The sequence below is a fragment of the Halorhodospira halophila SL1 genome (assembly GCF_000015585.1).
In the GTDB taxonomy this organism is placed as follows: domain Bacteria; phylum Pseudomonadota; class Gammaproteobacteria; order Nitrococcales; family Halorhodospiraceae; genus Halorhodospira; species Halorhodospira halophila.
Map to the genome: position 1 here is coordinate 1604014 of NC_008789.1, position 12958 is coordinate 1616971.

13 protein-coding genes and 1 other RNA gene are annotated in these 12958 nt (G+C 66.7%); 4 read left to right on the forward strand and 10 right to left on the reverse strand.

Features of this window, described 5'->3' with window-relative positions:
• Positions 1 to 5: 5 nt before the first annotated feature.
• Both HHAL_RS07500 and HHAL_RS07505 read right to left on the reverse strand, forming a co-directional pair.
• Positions 6 to 299: an RnfH family protein gene (locus HHAL_RS07500; RefSeq protein ID WP_011814272.1), complete on the reverse strand. Its 294-nt coding sequence runs from the start codon at positions 297 to 299 to the stop codon at positions 6 to 8.
• Complete coding sequence (locus tag HHAL_RS07505; RefSeq protein ID WP_011814273.1) at positions 289 to 735, reverse strand: type II toxin-antitoxin system RatA family toxin; 447 nt, start codon at positions 733 to 735, stop codon at positions 289 to 291. Before HHAL_RS07505 ends, HHAL_RS07500 begins: the two co-directional genes overlap by 11 nt.
• A 117-nt stretch (positions 736 to 852) precedes the next feature.
• On the opposite strand from HHAL_RS07505, the gene smpB reads away from it, so the two are divergent.
• Complete coding sequence (gene smpB, locus HHAL_RS07510; protein WP_011814274.1) at positions 853 to 1350, forward strand: SsrA-binding protein SmpB; 498 nt, start codon at positions 853 to 855, stop codon at positions 1348 to 1350.
• Positions 1351 to 1443: 93 nt separating this feature from the next.
• Positions 1444 to 1800, forward strand: a transfer-messenger RNA (tmRNA) gene (ssrA, locus tag HHAL_RS13050).
• A 162-nt stretch (positions 1801 to 1962) separates the two neighbouring features.
• On the opposite strand, the gene HHAL_RS07515 is transcribed toward ssrA, so the two are convergent.
• The 3 genes from HHAL_RS07515 to HHAL_RS07525 all read right to left on the reverse strand — a co-directional run bounded on the left by HHAL_RS07515 (position 1963) and on the right by HHAL_RS07525 (position 3472).
• Complete coding sequence (locus HHAL_RS07515; protein ID WP_011814275.1) at positions 1963 to 2466, reverse strand: hypothetical protein; 504 nt, start codon at positions 2464 to 2466, stop codon at positions 1963 to 1965.
• Positions 2460 to 2990 (reverse strand): permease, encoded by a 531-nt coding sequence (locus HHAL_RS07520; protein WP_011814276.1) that lies wholly within the window; start codon positions 2988 to 2990, stop codon positions 2460 to 2462. The genes HHAL_RS07515 and HHAL_RS07520 overlap by 7 nt, the downstream gene beginning before the upstream one ends.
• 161 nt (positions 2991 to 3151) lie before the next feature.
• Positions 3152 to 3472, reverse strand: a complete 321-nt coding sequence (locus HHAL_RS07525; RefSeq protein ID WP_011814277.1) for a high-potential iron-sulfur protein — start codon at positions 3470 to 3472, stop codon at positions 3152 to 3154.
• Positions 3473 to 3784: 312 nt separating this feature from the next.
• Here HHAL_RS07525 and HHAL_RS07530 point away from each other — a divergent pair, with 312 nt between their 5' ends.
• Both HHAL_RS07530 and HHAL_RS07535 read left to right on the forward strand, forming a co-directional pair.
• The gene (locus tag HHAL_RS07530; protein WP_011814278.1) at positions 3785 to 4132 is read left to right on the forward strand and encodes an H-NS histone family protein; all 348 of its coding nucleotides are present in this window, start codon (positions 3785 to 3787) and stop codon (positions 4130 to 4132) included.
• A 128-nt stretch (positions 4133 to 4260) separates the two neighbouring features.
• Positions 4261 to 6252 (forward strand): hypothetical protein, encoded by a 1992-nt coding sequence (locus HHAL_RS07535; protein ID WP_011814279.1) that lies wholly within the window; start codon positions 4261 to 4263, stop codon positions 6250 to 6252.
• Between the two features lie 79 nt (positions 6253 to 6331).
• Here HHAL_RS07535 and HHAL_RS07540 read toward each other — a convergent pair whose 3' ends face one another.
• The 5 genes from HHAL_RS07540 to HHAL_RS07560 form a co-directional block, all read right to left on the reverse strand.
• Positions 6332 to 7561, reverse strand: a complete 1230-nt coding sequence (locus HHAL_RS07540) for an ATP-grasp domain-containing protein (RefSeq protein ID WP_011814280.1) — start codon at positions 7559 to 7561, stop codon at positions 6332 to 6334.
• Positions 7562 to 7750: 189 nt separating this feature from the next.
• A complete protein-coding gene (locus HHAL_RS07545) occupies positions 7751 to 9388 on the reverse strand; it encodes an electron transfer flavoprotein-ubiquinone oxidoreductase (protein WP_011814281.1) in 1638 nt (545 codons plus the stop codon).
• A 12-nt stretch (positions 9389 to 9400) separates the two neighbouring features.
• Positions 9401 to 11182: an acyl-CoA dehydrogenase gene (locus HHAL_RS07550; protein ID WP_011814282.1), complete on the reverse strand. Its 1782-nt coding sequence runs from the start codon at positions 11180 to 11182 to the stop codon at positions 9401 to 9403.
• The gene (locus tag HHAL_RS07555) at positions 11179 to 12117 is read right to left on the reverse strand and encodes an electron transfer flavoprotein subunit alpha/FixB family protein (RefSeq protein WP_011814283.1); all 939 of its coding nucleotides are present in this window, start codon (positions 12115 to 12117) and stop codon (positions 11179 to 11181) included. Before HHAL_RS07555 ends, HHAL_RS07550 begins: the two co-directional genes overlap by 4 nt.
• A gap of 1 nt (position 12118) precedes the next feature.
• The gene (locus tag HHAL_RS07560) at positions 12119 to 12868 is read right to left on the reverse strand and encodes an electron transfer flavoprotein subunit beta/FixA family protein (protein WP_011814284.1); all 750 of its coding nucleotides are present in this window, start codon (positions 12866 to 12868) and stop codon (positions 12119 to 12121) included.
• Between the last annotated feature and the right edge of the window lie 90 nt (positions 12869 to 12958).

Genomic DNA, 12958 nt, shown 5'->3' on the forward strand with positions numbered 1-12958 from the left:
GTCATTCAGGAGGCCTTGCGGGCGGCACGCCGCTTGCGGGCCTCTTTCGGATCCACCTGCAGCGGCCGGTACACCTCTACGCGGTCACCATTGTGCAACGGGGTATCAAGACCGACGATCTGCCCGAACACGCCGACCGACTGCCGCGTCAGATCGATCTCCGGGTGGCGCTCCAGCACTCCGGAGGCGTTCAGGGCGTCTCCCGCCGTGCTGCCGGCCGGCAACTCGACCCGCAACACCGTCTGCTGCCCCGGCAGCGCGTAGACGACCTCGATCCCCAGCTCCCCCTCAGAGGACATCGCGCTCTCCATAGACCTCGCGGGCCCTCCGGGCGAAGCTATCCACCAGCGTGTTGGCGACCTGGGTGAAGACCTTGCCGAACGCGTAGGCCACGATCCGGTTGGAGAACTCGAACTCCATATCCAGGGTCACCTTCGACGCGCTCTCGCCCAGATCCCGGAATCGCCAGTACCCTTCCAGGCGCTGGAACGGCCCCTCCACGAGCCGGATGTCGATCATCTTGCCCCGCTGGTGGCGATTGGCAGTGACGAACGACTTCTCCATCCCGCCCTTGGCAAAGGTCATCCGGGCGCGGGTCGTGTCCTCACTGGTTTCGAGGATCTCGCACTCCTTGCACCACGGGATGAACTCCGGGTAGCGGGCAACGTCATTGACCAGGTCGTAGATCTCGACCGCGGTATAGGGGACCAGCTCACTTCGGCTGATACTCGGCATGGGGCTTCCCGTTCTCCAGCGTTCCGGACCTTGACCGGCCATTGTCACGATCCGTATCGCCCCCGACAACCATCGCCCCGGCACGAGCGCTTTGCGCGGCGGGCCGGCGTCGATACAATGCGCCCCGTGAGCAAGAAAGCCGGAAAAAGCAAAAAGACCGAAGGCAACGTCATCGCCCTCAATCGCAAGGCGGGCTTCGACTTTTTCGTCGAAGAGCGCCTGGAGGCCGGGCTGGCGCTGGAGGGGTGGGAAGTCAAGGCGCTGCGGGCCAAGCGGGTGAACCTGACCGAGAGCCATGTCCTCGTTCGACGCGGCGAGGCCTGGCTGATCGGGTGCAACATCACCCCGCTGAGTACTGCCTCGACCCACATCCACCCGGACCCCACCCGAACGCGCAAGCTGCTGCTTCACCGCCGCGAGATCAATCGCCTGATCGGCGCCGTCGATCGCGATGGTTACACCGTGGTCCCGCTCAAGCTCTACTGGAAACGCGGCCGCGCCAAGATCGAGATCGGCGTCGCCAAGGGCAAGAAGAAGCAGGACAAGCGGGCGGATAAGAAGGAGCAGGACTGGCAGCGTCAACGCGAACGCCTGCTCAAGCACAAGGTCAGCTGACCGGAGCGGCGGAGATCCGAGTCGCCCCGGCCGGCCTGATCGCTGCCTTGCTGTGGAACTCCAGCGACCTTACACTGTCTACTCAGTTGCAACGGGGGCGACATGGCTTCGACGCAGGTCGCGAAACCCGAGGTGCATGCCGAGGTTACAGTCAACCTCGTAAAACAGGCTGTACTTAAAGATAGTTGCCAACGACGACAACTACGCCCTGGCGGCGTAACACCCGCCAGCTGCTCCCAGTCGGTGCCTGTGCCGGCTGACGAGCAGTCATAGACGCAGGATAGCGATGCACGGATCGGCCCGGTCCGGCATCGTGAAACTCAACGGGCTCGCGGATGGGACGCCCTGCCGGTCGGGCGCCCAGCCGTTAAATAGAATAGACCGGCTAAGCATGTAGGACCGACGGTGTAGCTCCTGCGGACGCGGGTTCGATTCCCGCCGCCTCCACCAGACCTTGACGAGTCATCCCCGCACATCACCTGAAACGCCCGCCAAGGCGGGCGCTTCTCCGATCGCAAGACCTACCGATACGCGCCGCCCCCCCCCGGGCGGCACGGCACACAGTCGAGCGACCGCCCTATTATCAATCACCGCACCCGACGCGCAGAGGCACTACCAGGCGCCCAGGCCCTGGACCACACCACCAGCGCCCGCACCGGCGATCACCGGCAAGGGTAGAGAGGCGAGCAACCGAACCCCGGTGGCGCGGCCGCCGAGCATCGGCAACTCGAAAGCGGCGACCCGGTGAAAGGCGAGCACCGACCAGGCCGTGAGCAAAGCGATTAACTGCGGGGTGTCAGCCCCGGCTTCCAGGAGCACCACTACCAGCGGGAAGGCCACCACCGGCCCACCGGGCAGGAACCCTCCCAGCACCGAGGCCAAGAGCACGCCGAGCCACCCCGAGCCTGTACCGAAGAGCGAAGCGATCGCCTGCTCCGGGATCAACACCGCCAGAAACGCCGCAGCGAGCAACGCCGCCGGTAGGCGCGCAAGCAGCGGCCGAAGCTGACGTCCCCCCTCCTGCACCGCGGCACGATGGCTTGCATGGGGCAGAAAGTGGGCCAGCAGCACGGAAGCCGCCAGCAGGGCCAGGATGATCAGAAAGGCAGTCAGCATGGCGTCGGCATCAGACGACGGGCCAGAGGACGAACCAGCAAGGCAGCGAGGAAGGGCAGCGGCAAGGAAACCAGCATCTTCAGCGCCACGAAGTCCAGGCCGAAGAACGGCACTTCCCAGACCAGCGCCCGATTGAGGCCAAGCACCGACCAGGCTGTCAGGTAGGCCACGCACACCTCGAAGGCGGCCCCGGTGCGCAACAACGCCACAACCAGCGGGAATGCGGCGAACGGCCCCCCCGGGGTGAGCGCACCGGCAGCGGTAGCCAGCACCAGCCCCCGGGCACCACTGCGCCGGCCCAGCCAACGCTCGATCGCGTGGCGGGGAATCAGGGTCTGAACATACCCGGACATGAGCACCGCCGCCAGGATGATCGGCGCTACCTGAAGCATCAGCTCGGCGGCCCGAGCCAGTGCCTCCGCCCAGACCGCCGGCCCGTGGAGGACGTAAACGGCGGTGCCGGCAAGCAGTGCCAGGAGCAGGAAAACGAGGGTCATGGGATCGAAGCGGCGTCGAACTGGCATAGCGACTCAGGGGAACGTCCCTTTCTGGACCCGAGCAGGGGCCAAACGAACCGTGCGCCACCTGGTCCCTCTGCGGAGGGATCGGGCGGCGCAGTCTTGGGTTTGCAGAAGCCGAATCAGGCGCTTCTAGGCCAACCCGGCGGGTGAGCCGATCACGCCTCTCAGGACGCCGGTGCGTAAACCGAGCACCACCCTTCAGCCCGGACGAGCACGTCGTCGAAGTCCGGATGGGTGCAACGCCCCCAGCCGTTCTCGACCCCCTCCCCCCAAAAGACACAGTTCTCGCAGAGCTGACCCTCCTCGAACCTCGCATGATCGGAGGCATCCGCCGCATCGTTAACGTAATCGTGGGCGTGGCCGTCTTCGGCGCGAGACTCGGCCCGGACGCTGCCGTGATGGAGCAGGGTCGATAACGGCAGGGCCGCCAGCGCCGCAGCGCTGCCCTTGAGGAAGGTCCGACGACTCTTGTCGATTCCGCTCATGCTAGTCACCTCTTTTCCGCTCGGTTTACGTTGCGAGTTTGAGCCTACGCCTCATCGGCCCCGTATCCAACCTGAAACGAGCGGGGGGCGTGTTGCAGATCGGGGCCAATTGAATCCCCAGGTTTATCAAAGAGAGATCGGAGAATTGGGGGCCCGCAGACCCAATGAATTGCTTCTTGAAAAGGATCTGTTATCTTGTTAGATATAAATGAGTGTTTCCGGATAAATACCACAATCCGGAAGTCGCATAAACGGTCAAGGGACGGACCCGGACAGCCCTCGGGCATTCTCCAACCAGGAGCCGACACCCCCATGACCAGCAAGCAGCTTGAAGCCATCAATCTGGAGGCATTCACGGACCAAGAGCTCGACACCCTCGAAAAGCGCGTGGCCAAAGAGCGCAAAAGGCGCGACCGAAGCCGGATCGAGGAAGCCGAGAGAGAAATCCGCCTGGTAGCCGCCAAATACGGCATCAAGCTAGAGGAGGCGCTTAGCGATCTGAACGGTCGTACGGGGCCCTCACGCCGCCGCGTTCCCCCAAAATACCGCCACCCGCACGACCCCGACACGACTTGGTCCGGCCGGGGCCGCACCCCGCGCTGGATCCAGGAGTGGGAGCAGCAGGGCGGCAGCCGCGAGGAGCTGCGGATCGCGCACTGAGCCCTGCTGCACCGCGCCCCCCGGCCACATGGCGTGGGCACCGGCCAGACACGCACGAACCGCCCGGGCCAGTCGCCCTGGCCCGGTGACGGTTGGACAAACCGGCGGGCGCAGTTCACTATTTCCCCATGGAAAATACCCGCGCTGACACCGAGCAGGCGCTGGAGCGCCTGACTCAACGGGTGGATGACGCCTGCGAGCGCTTGGCACGCACGGCTCACTTCGCCAAATTCACCCACTCGGCACAAGTTCTGGAATCGGTGCGGCGCCTGATGACCCACCCCCAGGGCGTCCCGGCGGCCTATGAGCGGATCGGGGCGTTAACCGACGCCGGCATCTTCTCCGGAAGCGACTGGGAACACCCTGAACACCTCCAACCGGCCCTGTCCGCCAACACCCTGAAGCTGGCTCAAGACCACACCCTGATCCTTGAGTGCTTGAGTGAACTCCGCCTGGTGGCGATTGCCAATGGCACGATCACCAACCCGACAGTCGACGCCGACGCGGCACAGCAGTTCCTGGCTCGGGTCCTAGCCCTGAACCTGCGGCTGATCTTCGGGCCGGTCAGCGAGGCCGAGCGGGTGCACCTGGGACGCAACCTGGGCATGGTGCAGCGCCATCAACGCTTCATTGCCGAGCAGGTCGGTTTCGGCGAGGTCATCGAGGAGCTGATCGGCGAGATCTGGCGCATCCTGGCGCAACGCCCTGTGGTGGTCGACCACGTCAAACAGATGATTACCAGTGTCGCGGTCTACCTCGACAGCGATGAGCCGGGGGTCCCCGCCGCCCGTGCGCGCGGGGCAGAGCGCCTGATCAGCGCCCTCTACGGTCCGACGCGGGGCTGCCAGGAAGACCCCGGGCTGGCGGTCTACCGGGAACGCCTGGCCAGCATGGACGAGACCACCTTGCGCAACGAGGCCCTGGGGTTCGGCCGCGCCATGCACGACACCGGCCTGGTCTCGCCCTACCACCCGGTCTTCCTCCATTTCGCACTCGATCAGGCTCCCGAACTCCTGCCTGCCGCGCTGGGGCTGAGCAGCACGGGCGTCGACGCGCTGGGCTGCTACCCTGAACTGGTTCATACCCTCATCCGCCGGGCGATCTGGTCGGAAACCGCCCAGGCGGTTTACGGCCTGGCCGGACTGCTGGAACGAGGCATCCTTTATAGTGGACCGGTGGCCCCGGCCCTGTGGCGACAGATCCATCTGCCCCTCTCCGCCGCCGCCCGTCGACGCCTGACCGAACGCATCCCCGGCGCGGCGAACGCCCCGGAGGCCTTCCTGCTAGCCGGGGCCATCAACGTCCTGGGGCAGCCGCGCGGGCTGGGACAGGGCAACAGCCCCACCTGCCAGTCGGCGCGGGCGCTGTCCATGTGGTCGAGCAACGATCCCGATTACCTCCTGCAGATCGTGGCCTGGTCCGCGCGCGACGACGACGTCGTGGCGCACTTCGAGGGCGAGGCTCTGTCTTCCCAGGCGCTCCTCGCGCGCTACCCGGAGGCTTCGCTGGAGGATGTCGATGCGGTCTCGGCGGTCGCCGTACCCCACCTGGACGCCATCTATCACGAGATGGGACGGCGCTGCGTCGGCCGGGGGGAGGATCCCCACCGCTGGGTGAACCCGGAGTTCCACGGCTGGTGGGTCGGCCGCGGCTTCTCCATCGCCGTCGATGTGGCCACCGGTAGCCTACCCGACCTGGCGAGCTTCGCCCGCCGCTTCTACGGGTGCTACCACCCGAGCTACAACGGCAACAATCCGGTGATCCACCCACAACCGGCCGGGGTCGCCGTCACCAATGCAACCGCCGCCTTCGTCGGGTGGCACGCCATCACCATCGAACGGGTCTCCATGGACCCGGAGGGCGTGGTACGCGTCTACTTCTTCAACCCCAATAACGACAGTACCCAGGACTGGGGCGACGGGGTGACGGTCTCCACCGAGGGCAACGGCGAACGCCACGGGGAATCGTCCCTGCCCTTCGCGCAGTTCCTCTCACGGTTGTACATCTTCCACTACGACCCGCGCGAGGAGGCCGTCGACCCACCCGTTCCGGTGGAGGCCATCAGCGAGGTCATCGGGCGCGCCCGCACCAGCTGGGCTGCCGGGCGCGAGATCCACTGAGGCCGTCCGGCCGATAGGCCGGCTGCGCACACCGCACCACCATCGTGCGCGCCCCGCCCGGGAGCGCGCACGGCGCCAATCAGACGTAGTAGTCCAGCTCCTCCTGGTGTTTGAGCAGATCCCGGAGCCGGTGCGGATTGTCTCCGAAGAAGTAAACAAGCCCCCAGTGGGTACCGAAGGCGGTCCGTTTGGTGACCACCTCCTCCTGAGGCGGGGTGAGTTCGTGGTACTCGAAGTATTCGTGCTGCTCAGTCTCCTCCGGGATCTCCAGACGGCTGACCACCCGCCGCCGCGGATAGACCCCGAAACAGCCCGCATAGCCCTTGGCGCCGACCACCTCGCGCGGGAAGAAGGCGGTGATCTCTTCCTCGGTGGTTTTCGGATCGAAGGCCAGAACCATACCCTGATAGGCATTGAAGCCGTAAGCACGCTCGAGCAGCTCAAAGACCTTAAAACCGGGCGGCCGGTAAGCCACCTCGCCGAAGTACATGGTCCCGTCACTGGTCACGAAGTACTCGGGGTGGATGAAGCCGAAGCGGATATCGAAGGTCTTGATCAGTTTCTCGATCTCGCGGGTGATCAGCTCCCGCCAGCTTTCCAGCTCCGGCGTGGCCGGGACGAAGACCGAGTAGCCGAGCGTGACGTACTCGGAGATATTCAGGAAGCGGATCTTGCCATCGTGGATCCACGCCTCCACGGCGAACTCCCAGCCGTCCAGGTGGCTCTCCATGAGCACCGGGAACTCCTCTTCAGGGATCAGATCCACCTCATCCGGGGTGCGGATGACGCGGTGCCCGAGGCAACCTGCCTTGTCGAAGGCCTTCAGGTGAATGGGGTCGTTAGGATCCCCGTCCAGCTTGAGCAGGGTCTGGTTCACCCGCTTGAGGAAGCGGATCACGTCGTCCTTGTCGTGGGCCTCTTCGAAGATGCCGACACGAATGCCCCCGAGCTGCGCGCGGCGCTTCATCAACGCTTTGTCGCGGAACAGCACGGCCTGCCCGTGCAGTCGCGGATCCCCCATGAGGACCGCATTGATGGCCCCGGCCCACTCCACCGTCTCCTCGAACAGCGGGATGGCAACATCCACCCCCTCGTCACGCAGGCGTTCGGCAATCTCCATGGAGCGGTCATTCAGCCGCTCGAAATCCCAGGGAATAAACGGGATATCGTGCTCCCGGGCGTACTCCTCGGCCCACTCCGGGGCGACGATGACGTAGCGGCGATCGAAACGGTCCAGGGCGTCGATGCAGTTGATGCTCCAACCGAGGATCGCCACATAGCCTTTGCTCGGGTCCTTCTCAGTACTCATACGGCGGGGTGCTCCGATTGCGGGTGATCGAGGGGCCCGTCGAGCAAAGCCGGAGGCAGGCGGGCTGACATCCGCAATGACATCACGGGCTACCCTGCAGTCTATCCCTTTCACCCCAACAGGAGTAGCCGCGGAAAGCAGCGATCCACGATCGAGATGCCGCCCCCCACTGCCGGAGCCCGAGCGACGTCACATCCCCTGGTAGTTGGGTCCGTCCCCGCCCTGCGGCACCACCCACCGGATATTCTGCGTCGGGTCCTTGATGTCGCAAGCCTTGCAGTGCAGGCAATTAATGGCGTCGATGCGCAGGCGATGCTGCCCGGCCTCATCGAGCTCATAATCGTAGACGGCGGCCGGGCAGTACCTCACCTCAGGCCCCGCATAGATCGCCCAGTTCACCCGGGCAAGCCGATCGGCGTCCTGCAACACCAGATGGCAGGGCTGCCCCTCTTCGTGGTTGGTGCCGGAGAGGAACACCGAGGCCGTACGATCGAAGGTCACCACCCCGTCCGGCTTGGGATCATCCTTGGGTCGACACTGCGCCGCCGGCCGCAGGCTTTGGTGGTCCGGTTCGTGGCCCAGGGTCCAGGGGGCACGCCCCCTGAGGAGATAGGTATCCAGGGCTGAGTAGGCCAGACCGGGCAGCACCCCCCAGCGGAACGCCGGACGGATGTTGCGCACCGCGTAGAGCTCGTCCCGCAGCCAGCTCTCCCGGACCCGTCGATCCAGGTCCTCGGCCTCGACACGGGTCGCCTCCAGGGCGGCACGAACGGCCTCTGCGGCGAGCATGCCGGACTTGATGGCGGTGTGGATGCCCTTGATCCGGGGCACATTGACGAAACCGGCTGCGTCACCGGCCAGCACGCCCCCCGGGAAACTCAACCGTGGCAGGCTCTGCCAGCCGCCCTCGGGCAGGACCCGGGCCCCGTAGCCGATGCGCCGACCGCCCTCGAGCAGGGGGCGGATGGAGGGATGGGTCTTGAAACGCTGGAACTCTCCGAACGGCGACAGATACGGGTTTTCATAATCCAACCCCACCACCAGGCCGATCGCAACACGGCGATCATCCAGGTGGTAGAGGAAACTACCGCCGTACGTGAACTGATCCAGTGGCCAGCCGATCGTATGGTCGATCCGCCCCGGCGCGTGGCGCTCCGGGGCAACCTCCCAGATCTCCTTGAGCCCCAGGCCGTAGGTCTGCGGCTGGGCATCGGCCCGCAAGTCGAAGTGTCCGATCACCTGCTGGGTCAGCGACCCGTGAGCCCCCTCGGCGAAGACCGTCTGCCGCGCCCGCACCTCCACGCCCGGCTCGAACCCGGGCCCCGGCGTGCCATCGGGCTGTCGCCCCATATCCGGGGTTGCCACCCCGCAGACCGCACCGTTGTCATCGTAGAGCACCTCCGCGGCCGGGAAACCGGGGTAGATCTCGACGCCGGCCGCCTCGGCCTGCTCGGCGAGCCACTGCCCGAGTTCGCCGAGGCTGCCGACGTAGTTGCCACGATTCTCCATCTGCGGGGGGGTGGGCAACTTCACGGCACGCCGCGGCGTCAGGTAGCGGAGGCTGTCTTCAGTGGCAGACACCCGGAGCGGAGCGCCGCGATCCGCCCAGTCGGGCAAGAGTTCGTTGAGGCCGCGGGGATCGATGGCGGCACCGGATATCAGGTGGGCGCCGACCGCCGCGCCCTTCTCCAGGACGCAGACCGACGGTGGCGAGCCGTCATCGGTGCCGCGCACAAGCTCCAGGGCGGCCGCCAACCCCGCCGGCCCGGCACCGACCACGACAACGTCGTAGGTCAGCGTTTCGCGCTCAAGTTCCTCCTGATCCAAACCGGAGCCTCCTCACCAATGGCCGTCGTCAATCGCCTCGAGCTCATCGCTGCCACCCCGGATGGCCGGTGTATAGCCGTGGAGCCGCGGCAGGATGTGGCGCATGTAGAAGCGCGCGGTGTGCAGCTTGCCTGCATAGAAGTCGGCGTCGCCGGAGCCCGCACGGATCCCCGCCTGGGCCGCCAGGGCGGCCCGGCCCATCAGCCAGCCGCCCAGCACCAAGCCCGCCTGCATCAGGTAGGGTGTGGCCGCCGTCAAGGGCACCAGCGGATCCTCGGCGCCGTCTTGCAGGAGCCGCGCCGTACTCTCCCGCAGCGTGGCGACCCCCTCCGCCAGCCCGTCGGCCAGGGGGGCGACGTCGGGGTCGCGACGCAACGCCTCAACGGTTTCGTCGGCCTCGCCGAGCACCGCTTCCAGGGTTTCACCGCCATCCTTGAGCACCTTGCGCAGCGTGAAGTCTTGCGCCTGGATGCCGTTGGTGCCCTCGTAAATCGCCGCAACACGCACGTCGCGCAACAGCTGCGGGGCCTCCACCTCCTCGATATACCCCATACCGCCGTGGACCTGAATGCCCACCGAGGTGATCTCCACGGCCTGATCGCTGGCAACCGCCTTGACCACCGGCGTGAACAGATCCACCCGGCGCTGGGCGCTCTGGCGCGCCGCCGCGTCGGCGGCGTGCCCGGCAACGTCCATCTCTGCCGCGGTCAGCAGCGCCAGCGCGCGCATGGCCTCGGTCTGAGCCCGCATGGTCATCAGGCTGCGGCGGACATCCGGGTGCTGGAGGATCGGCACCGACGCCTTGCCCCCGGGGCGGCGGCCCTGCACTCGGTCCCGGGCGAAGGCCAGCGCCTGCTGATAGGCCCGCTCGGCCACGCCGACGCTTTGTACCCCGACCTTGTGGCGCGCCTCGTTCATCATCGTGAACATGTGGTTGAGGCCGCGGCAGGGCTCACCGACGAGGTAGCCCACCGCCCCCTCGCTGTCCCCGTAGCTGATGGTGCAGGTCGGCGAACCGTGGATGCCGAGCTTGTGCTCCAGCGCGGTGCAGTGGACGTCGTTGCGCACCCCCAGGGAACCGTCCTCGGCCACCCGGTACTTGGGCACCAGGAACAAGGAGATGCCGCGATGCCCCTCGGGGGCATCCGGGGTCCGGGCCAAGACCAGGTGGATGATGTTCTCGGCGGCCTCGTGCTCCCCCCAGGTGATGTAGGTCTTCTGACCGTAGAGGCGATAGGCGTCGCCGTCCGGTACCGCACGGCACTTGACCTGCCCCAGATCGGAACCGGCCTGGGGCTCGGTCAGGTCCATGGTACCGGTCCACTCCCCGCTGACCAGCTTGCCCAGATAGCGAGCGCGCAGGGCCTCGTCCCCGTGGCGGTGGAGCAGTTCGGTCGCCCCCGCCGAGAGCATGGGGGCCAGGGCCAACGCCATATTGGCGCCGTGCCACATCTCTTGGGTCGCCGTAGCGACGACCTCGGGCAATCCCTGGCCGCCGTGCTCCGGATGGGCGTTGATGCCGTTCCACCCCCCCTCGACAAACGCCTGGTAGGCCTCGGTGAAGCCCTCGGGCAAACGCATCTCGCCCCCCTCCATCCGGCACCCTTGGCGGTCGCCGACCTGGTTCAGCGGAGCCCAAACCTCACTGGCCAGCCGATCGGCCTCCTCGAGGACCGCCTCCAGCAGATCCGGGGTGATCTCTTCCAGATCCTGCAGCCCGGAAAAACGCTCCAGGCCGATCAGTTCTTCGATGACGAAACGCAGATCGCGAGTCGGTGCGCGGTACATGCTCATGCCTGCTCCAGTGCAGTGCGCAGCGCGGGAAGGGCTTCCCGCAGGTCGGCAACCAGGCCGTAGTCGGCCACCTCGAAGATGGGCGCCTCGGGATCCTTGTTGATCGCCACGATGACCCCACTGTCCTTCATCCCGGACACGTGGTAGATCGCACCGGAGATGCCCGCGGCGATGTAAAGCTCCGGAGCCACTACCTTGGCAGTTAGCCCCACCTGCGCCTCGTTGGGCAGCAGGCCGGCCTCGACGGCCCCGCGCGAGGCCCCGATGGCCGCACCGAGCTGATCCGCCAGCGCCTCCAGCTCTTCGATCCCGACATCGGCGACCCCGCGTCCGCCGGCGACCACCACTCGAGCCGAGGCCAGATCGGGACGGTCCGAAGCGCTGCCGTGCTCTTCCAGCAGGCGGGTCGGCCCCGACTCCGTCCCCGCCTCGAGGCGCTCCACGGCCGGCAGATCCCCCGCCTCCGGCCGCTCGAACCGGGTGGCCCGCACGGTGAGCACCTTGACCGGCTCTCGACAGCGCAGGCGGGCCAGGACGCTGCCCCCGTGGATGGGGCGCACGAAGGTCTCGGTGTCCTCGATGGCAATGACATCCGAGAGCATCTGGACGTCGAGCGCCGCCGCGATACGGGGCAGTAGGTCCCGCGCCTGGGTGCTGGTGGCAGCAACCAGCGCCTGATAACCCTCATCCTGGATCAGCCTCGATACCCGCTCGGCCAGCGGCTCGGCCAGCTGATCCGCATAGATCGCCCCAAGGCACAGCCACACCCGATTGACGCCGGCAACGGCCAGCGATTCCGCGACACTGGCTGCCTCTTCGCCGCCAGCGACCACCACATCGACCGGCGTGCCCAGGGTGGTGGCGGCGCTGATCGCCCGTCGCGTCGCCTCGGTGACCCGGGCGCCATCATGTTCCGCAAAGACCAGGACACTCATCTCAAATCACCTGCGCGTCGTTCTTCAGACGGTCAACCAGTTCGGCCACGCTCTCGACCCGCTCACCGGCCGCACGCGGCGGCGGCTCCGAGACCCCGAGCAGTTCCAGGCGCGGCGCCCCGTCCACGCCCAGATCGGCCAGCGGCACCCGGTCGATGGGCTTCTTCTTGGCTTTCATGATGTTCGGCAGCTTAATGTAGCGCGGCTGGTTGAGATCCAGCTCGGTGGTGACCACCGCGGGCAGGCGCACCGCCACCGTGTGCCGCCCGCCGTCGACCTCGCGGGTGACCTGCAGCTCCTCGCCGCCGACCGCCAGGGCGCACGCAAATGTGGCCTGGCCCCAGCCCAGGTGCTGCGCCAGCATCTGGCCGACCTGATTGCTATCGTCGTCGATGGCCTGCTTGCCCATCAGCACCAGATCCGGCTGCTCGCGCTCCACCAGCGCGGCCAGGGCCTTGCTGACCGCCAGGGGCTCCAGCGGTTCGTCGCTCTCCACGCGCAGGGCCCGATCGACACCGAAGGCCAAAGCAGTGCGCAGCACTTCCTCGCTGCCGGCATCGCCGAGGGTGACGGCCACCACTTCGCTGGCCTTGCCGGCCTCCTTGAGGCGCACTGCCTCCTCGACGGCGGTCTCGTCAAAGGGATTCATCGCCATCTTGGCGTGGGCCTTGTCGACACCCGATCCGTCGGGGCGCACGCGCACCCGTACGGTGGAGTCGATCACCCGCTTAGCTGTCACCAGGATCTTCATGCCTTCCTCGCTAGTGATCGGCGCGCGGTCCGCGCGCCGCGGTGCAACATCCCGGTCGACTGTGCGCACTCCTGACCGCGGCGTCAACTC

What these genes read in the sequence shown, in the direction of transcription:
- HHAL_RS07500 (WP_011814272.1), bottom strand. Translation starts at nt 299, where the DNA reads ATGTCCTCTGAGGGGGAGCTGGGGATCGAGGTCGTCTACGCGCTGCCG.
- HHAL_RS07505 (WP_011814273.1), bottom strand. Translation starts at nt 735, where the DNA reads ATGCCGAGTATCAGCCGAAGTGAGCTGGTCCCCTATACCGCGGTCGAG.
- smpB (WP_011814274.1), top strand. Translation starts at nt 853, where the DNA reads ATGCGCCCCGTGAGCAAGAAAGCCGGAAAAAGCAAAAAGACCGAAGGC.
- HHAL_RS07515 (WP_011814275.1), bottom strand. Translation starts at nt 2,466, where the DNA reads ATGCTGACTGCCTTTCTGATCATCCTGGCCCTGCTGGCGGCTTCCGTG.
- HHAL_RS07520 (WP_011814276.1), bottom strand. Translation starts at nt 2,990, where the DNA reads ATGCCAGTTCGACGCCGCTTCGATCCCATGACCCTCGTTTTCCTGCTC.
- HHAL_RS07525 (WP_011814277.1), bottom strand. Translation starts at nt 3,472, where the DNA reads ATGAGCGGAATCGACAAGAGTCGTCGGACCTTCCTCAAGGGCAGCGCT.
- HHAL_RS07530 (WP_011814278.1), top strand. Translation starts at nt 3,785, where the DNA reads ATGACCAGCAAGCAGCTTGAAGCCATCAATCTGGAGGCATTCACGGAC.
- HHAL_RS07535 (WP_011814279.1), top strand. Translation starts at nt 4,261, where the DNA reads ATGGAAAATACCCGCGCTGACACCGAGCAGGCGCTGGAGCGCCTGACT.
- HHAL_RS07540 (WP_011814280.1), bottom strand. Translation starts at nt 7,561, where the DNA reads ATGAGTACTGAGAAGGACCCGAGCAAAGGCTATGTGGCGATCCTCGGT.
- HHAL_RS07550 (WP_011814282.1), bottom strand. Translation starts at nt 11,182, where the DNA reads ATGAGCATGTACCGCGCACCGACTCGCGATCTGCGTTTCGTCATCGAA.
- HHAL_RS07555 (WP_011814283.1), bottom strand. Translation starts at nt 12,117, where the DNA reads ATGAGTGTCCTGGTCTTTGCGGAACATGATGGCGCCCGGGTCACCGAG.
- HHAL_RS07560 (WP_011814284.1), bottom strand. Translation starts at nt 12,868, where the DNA reads ATGAAGATCCTGGTGACAGCTAAGCGGGTGATCGACTCCACCGTACGG.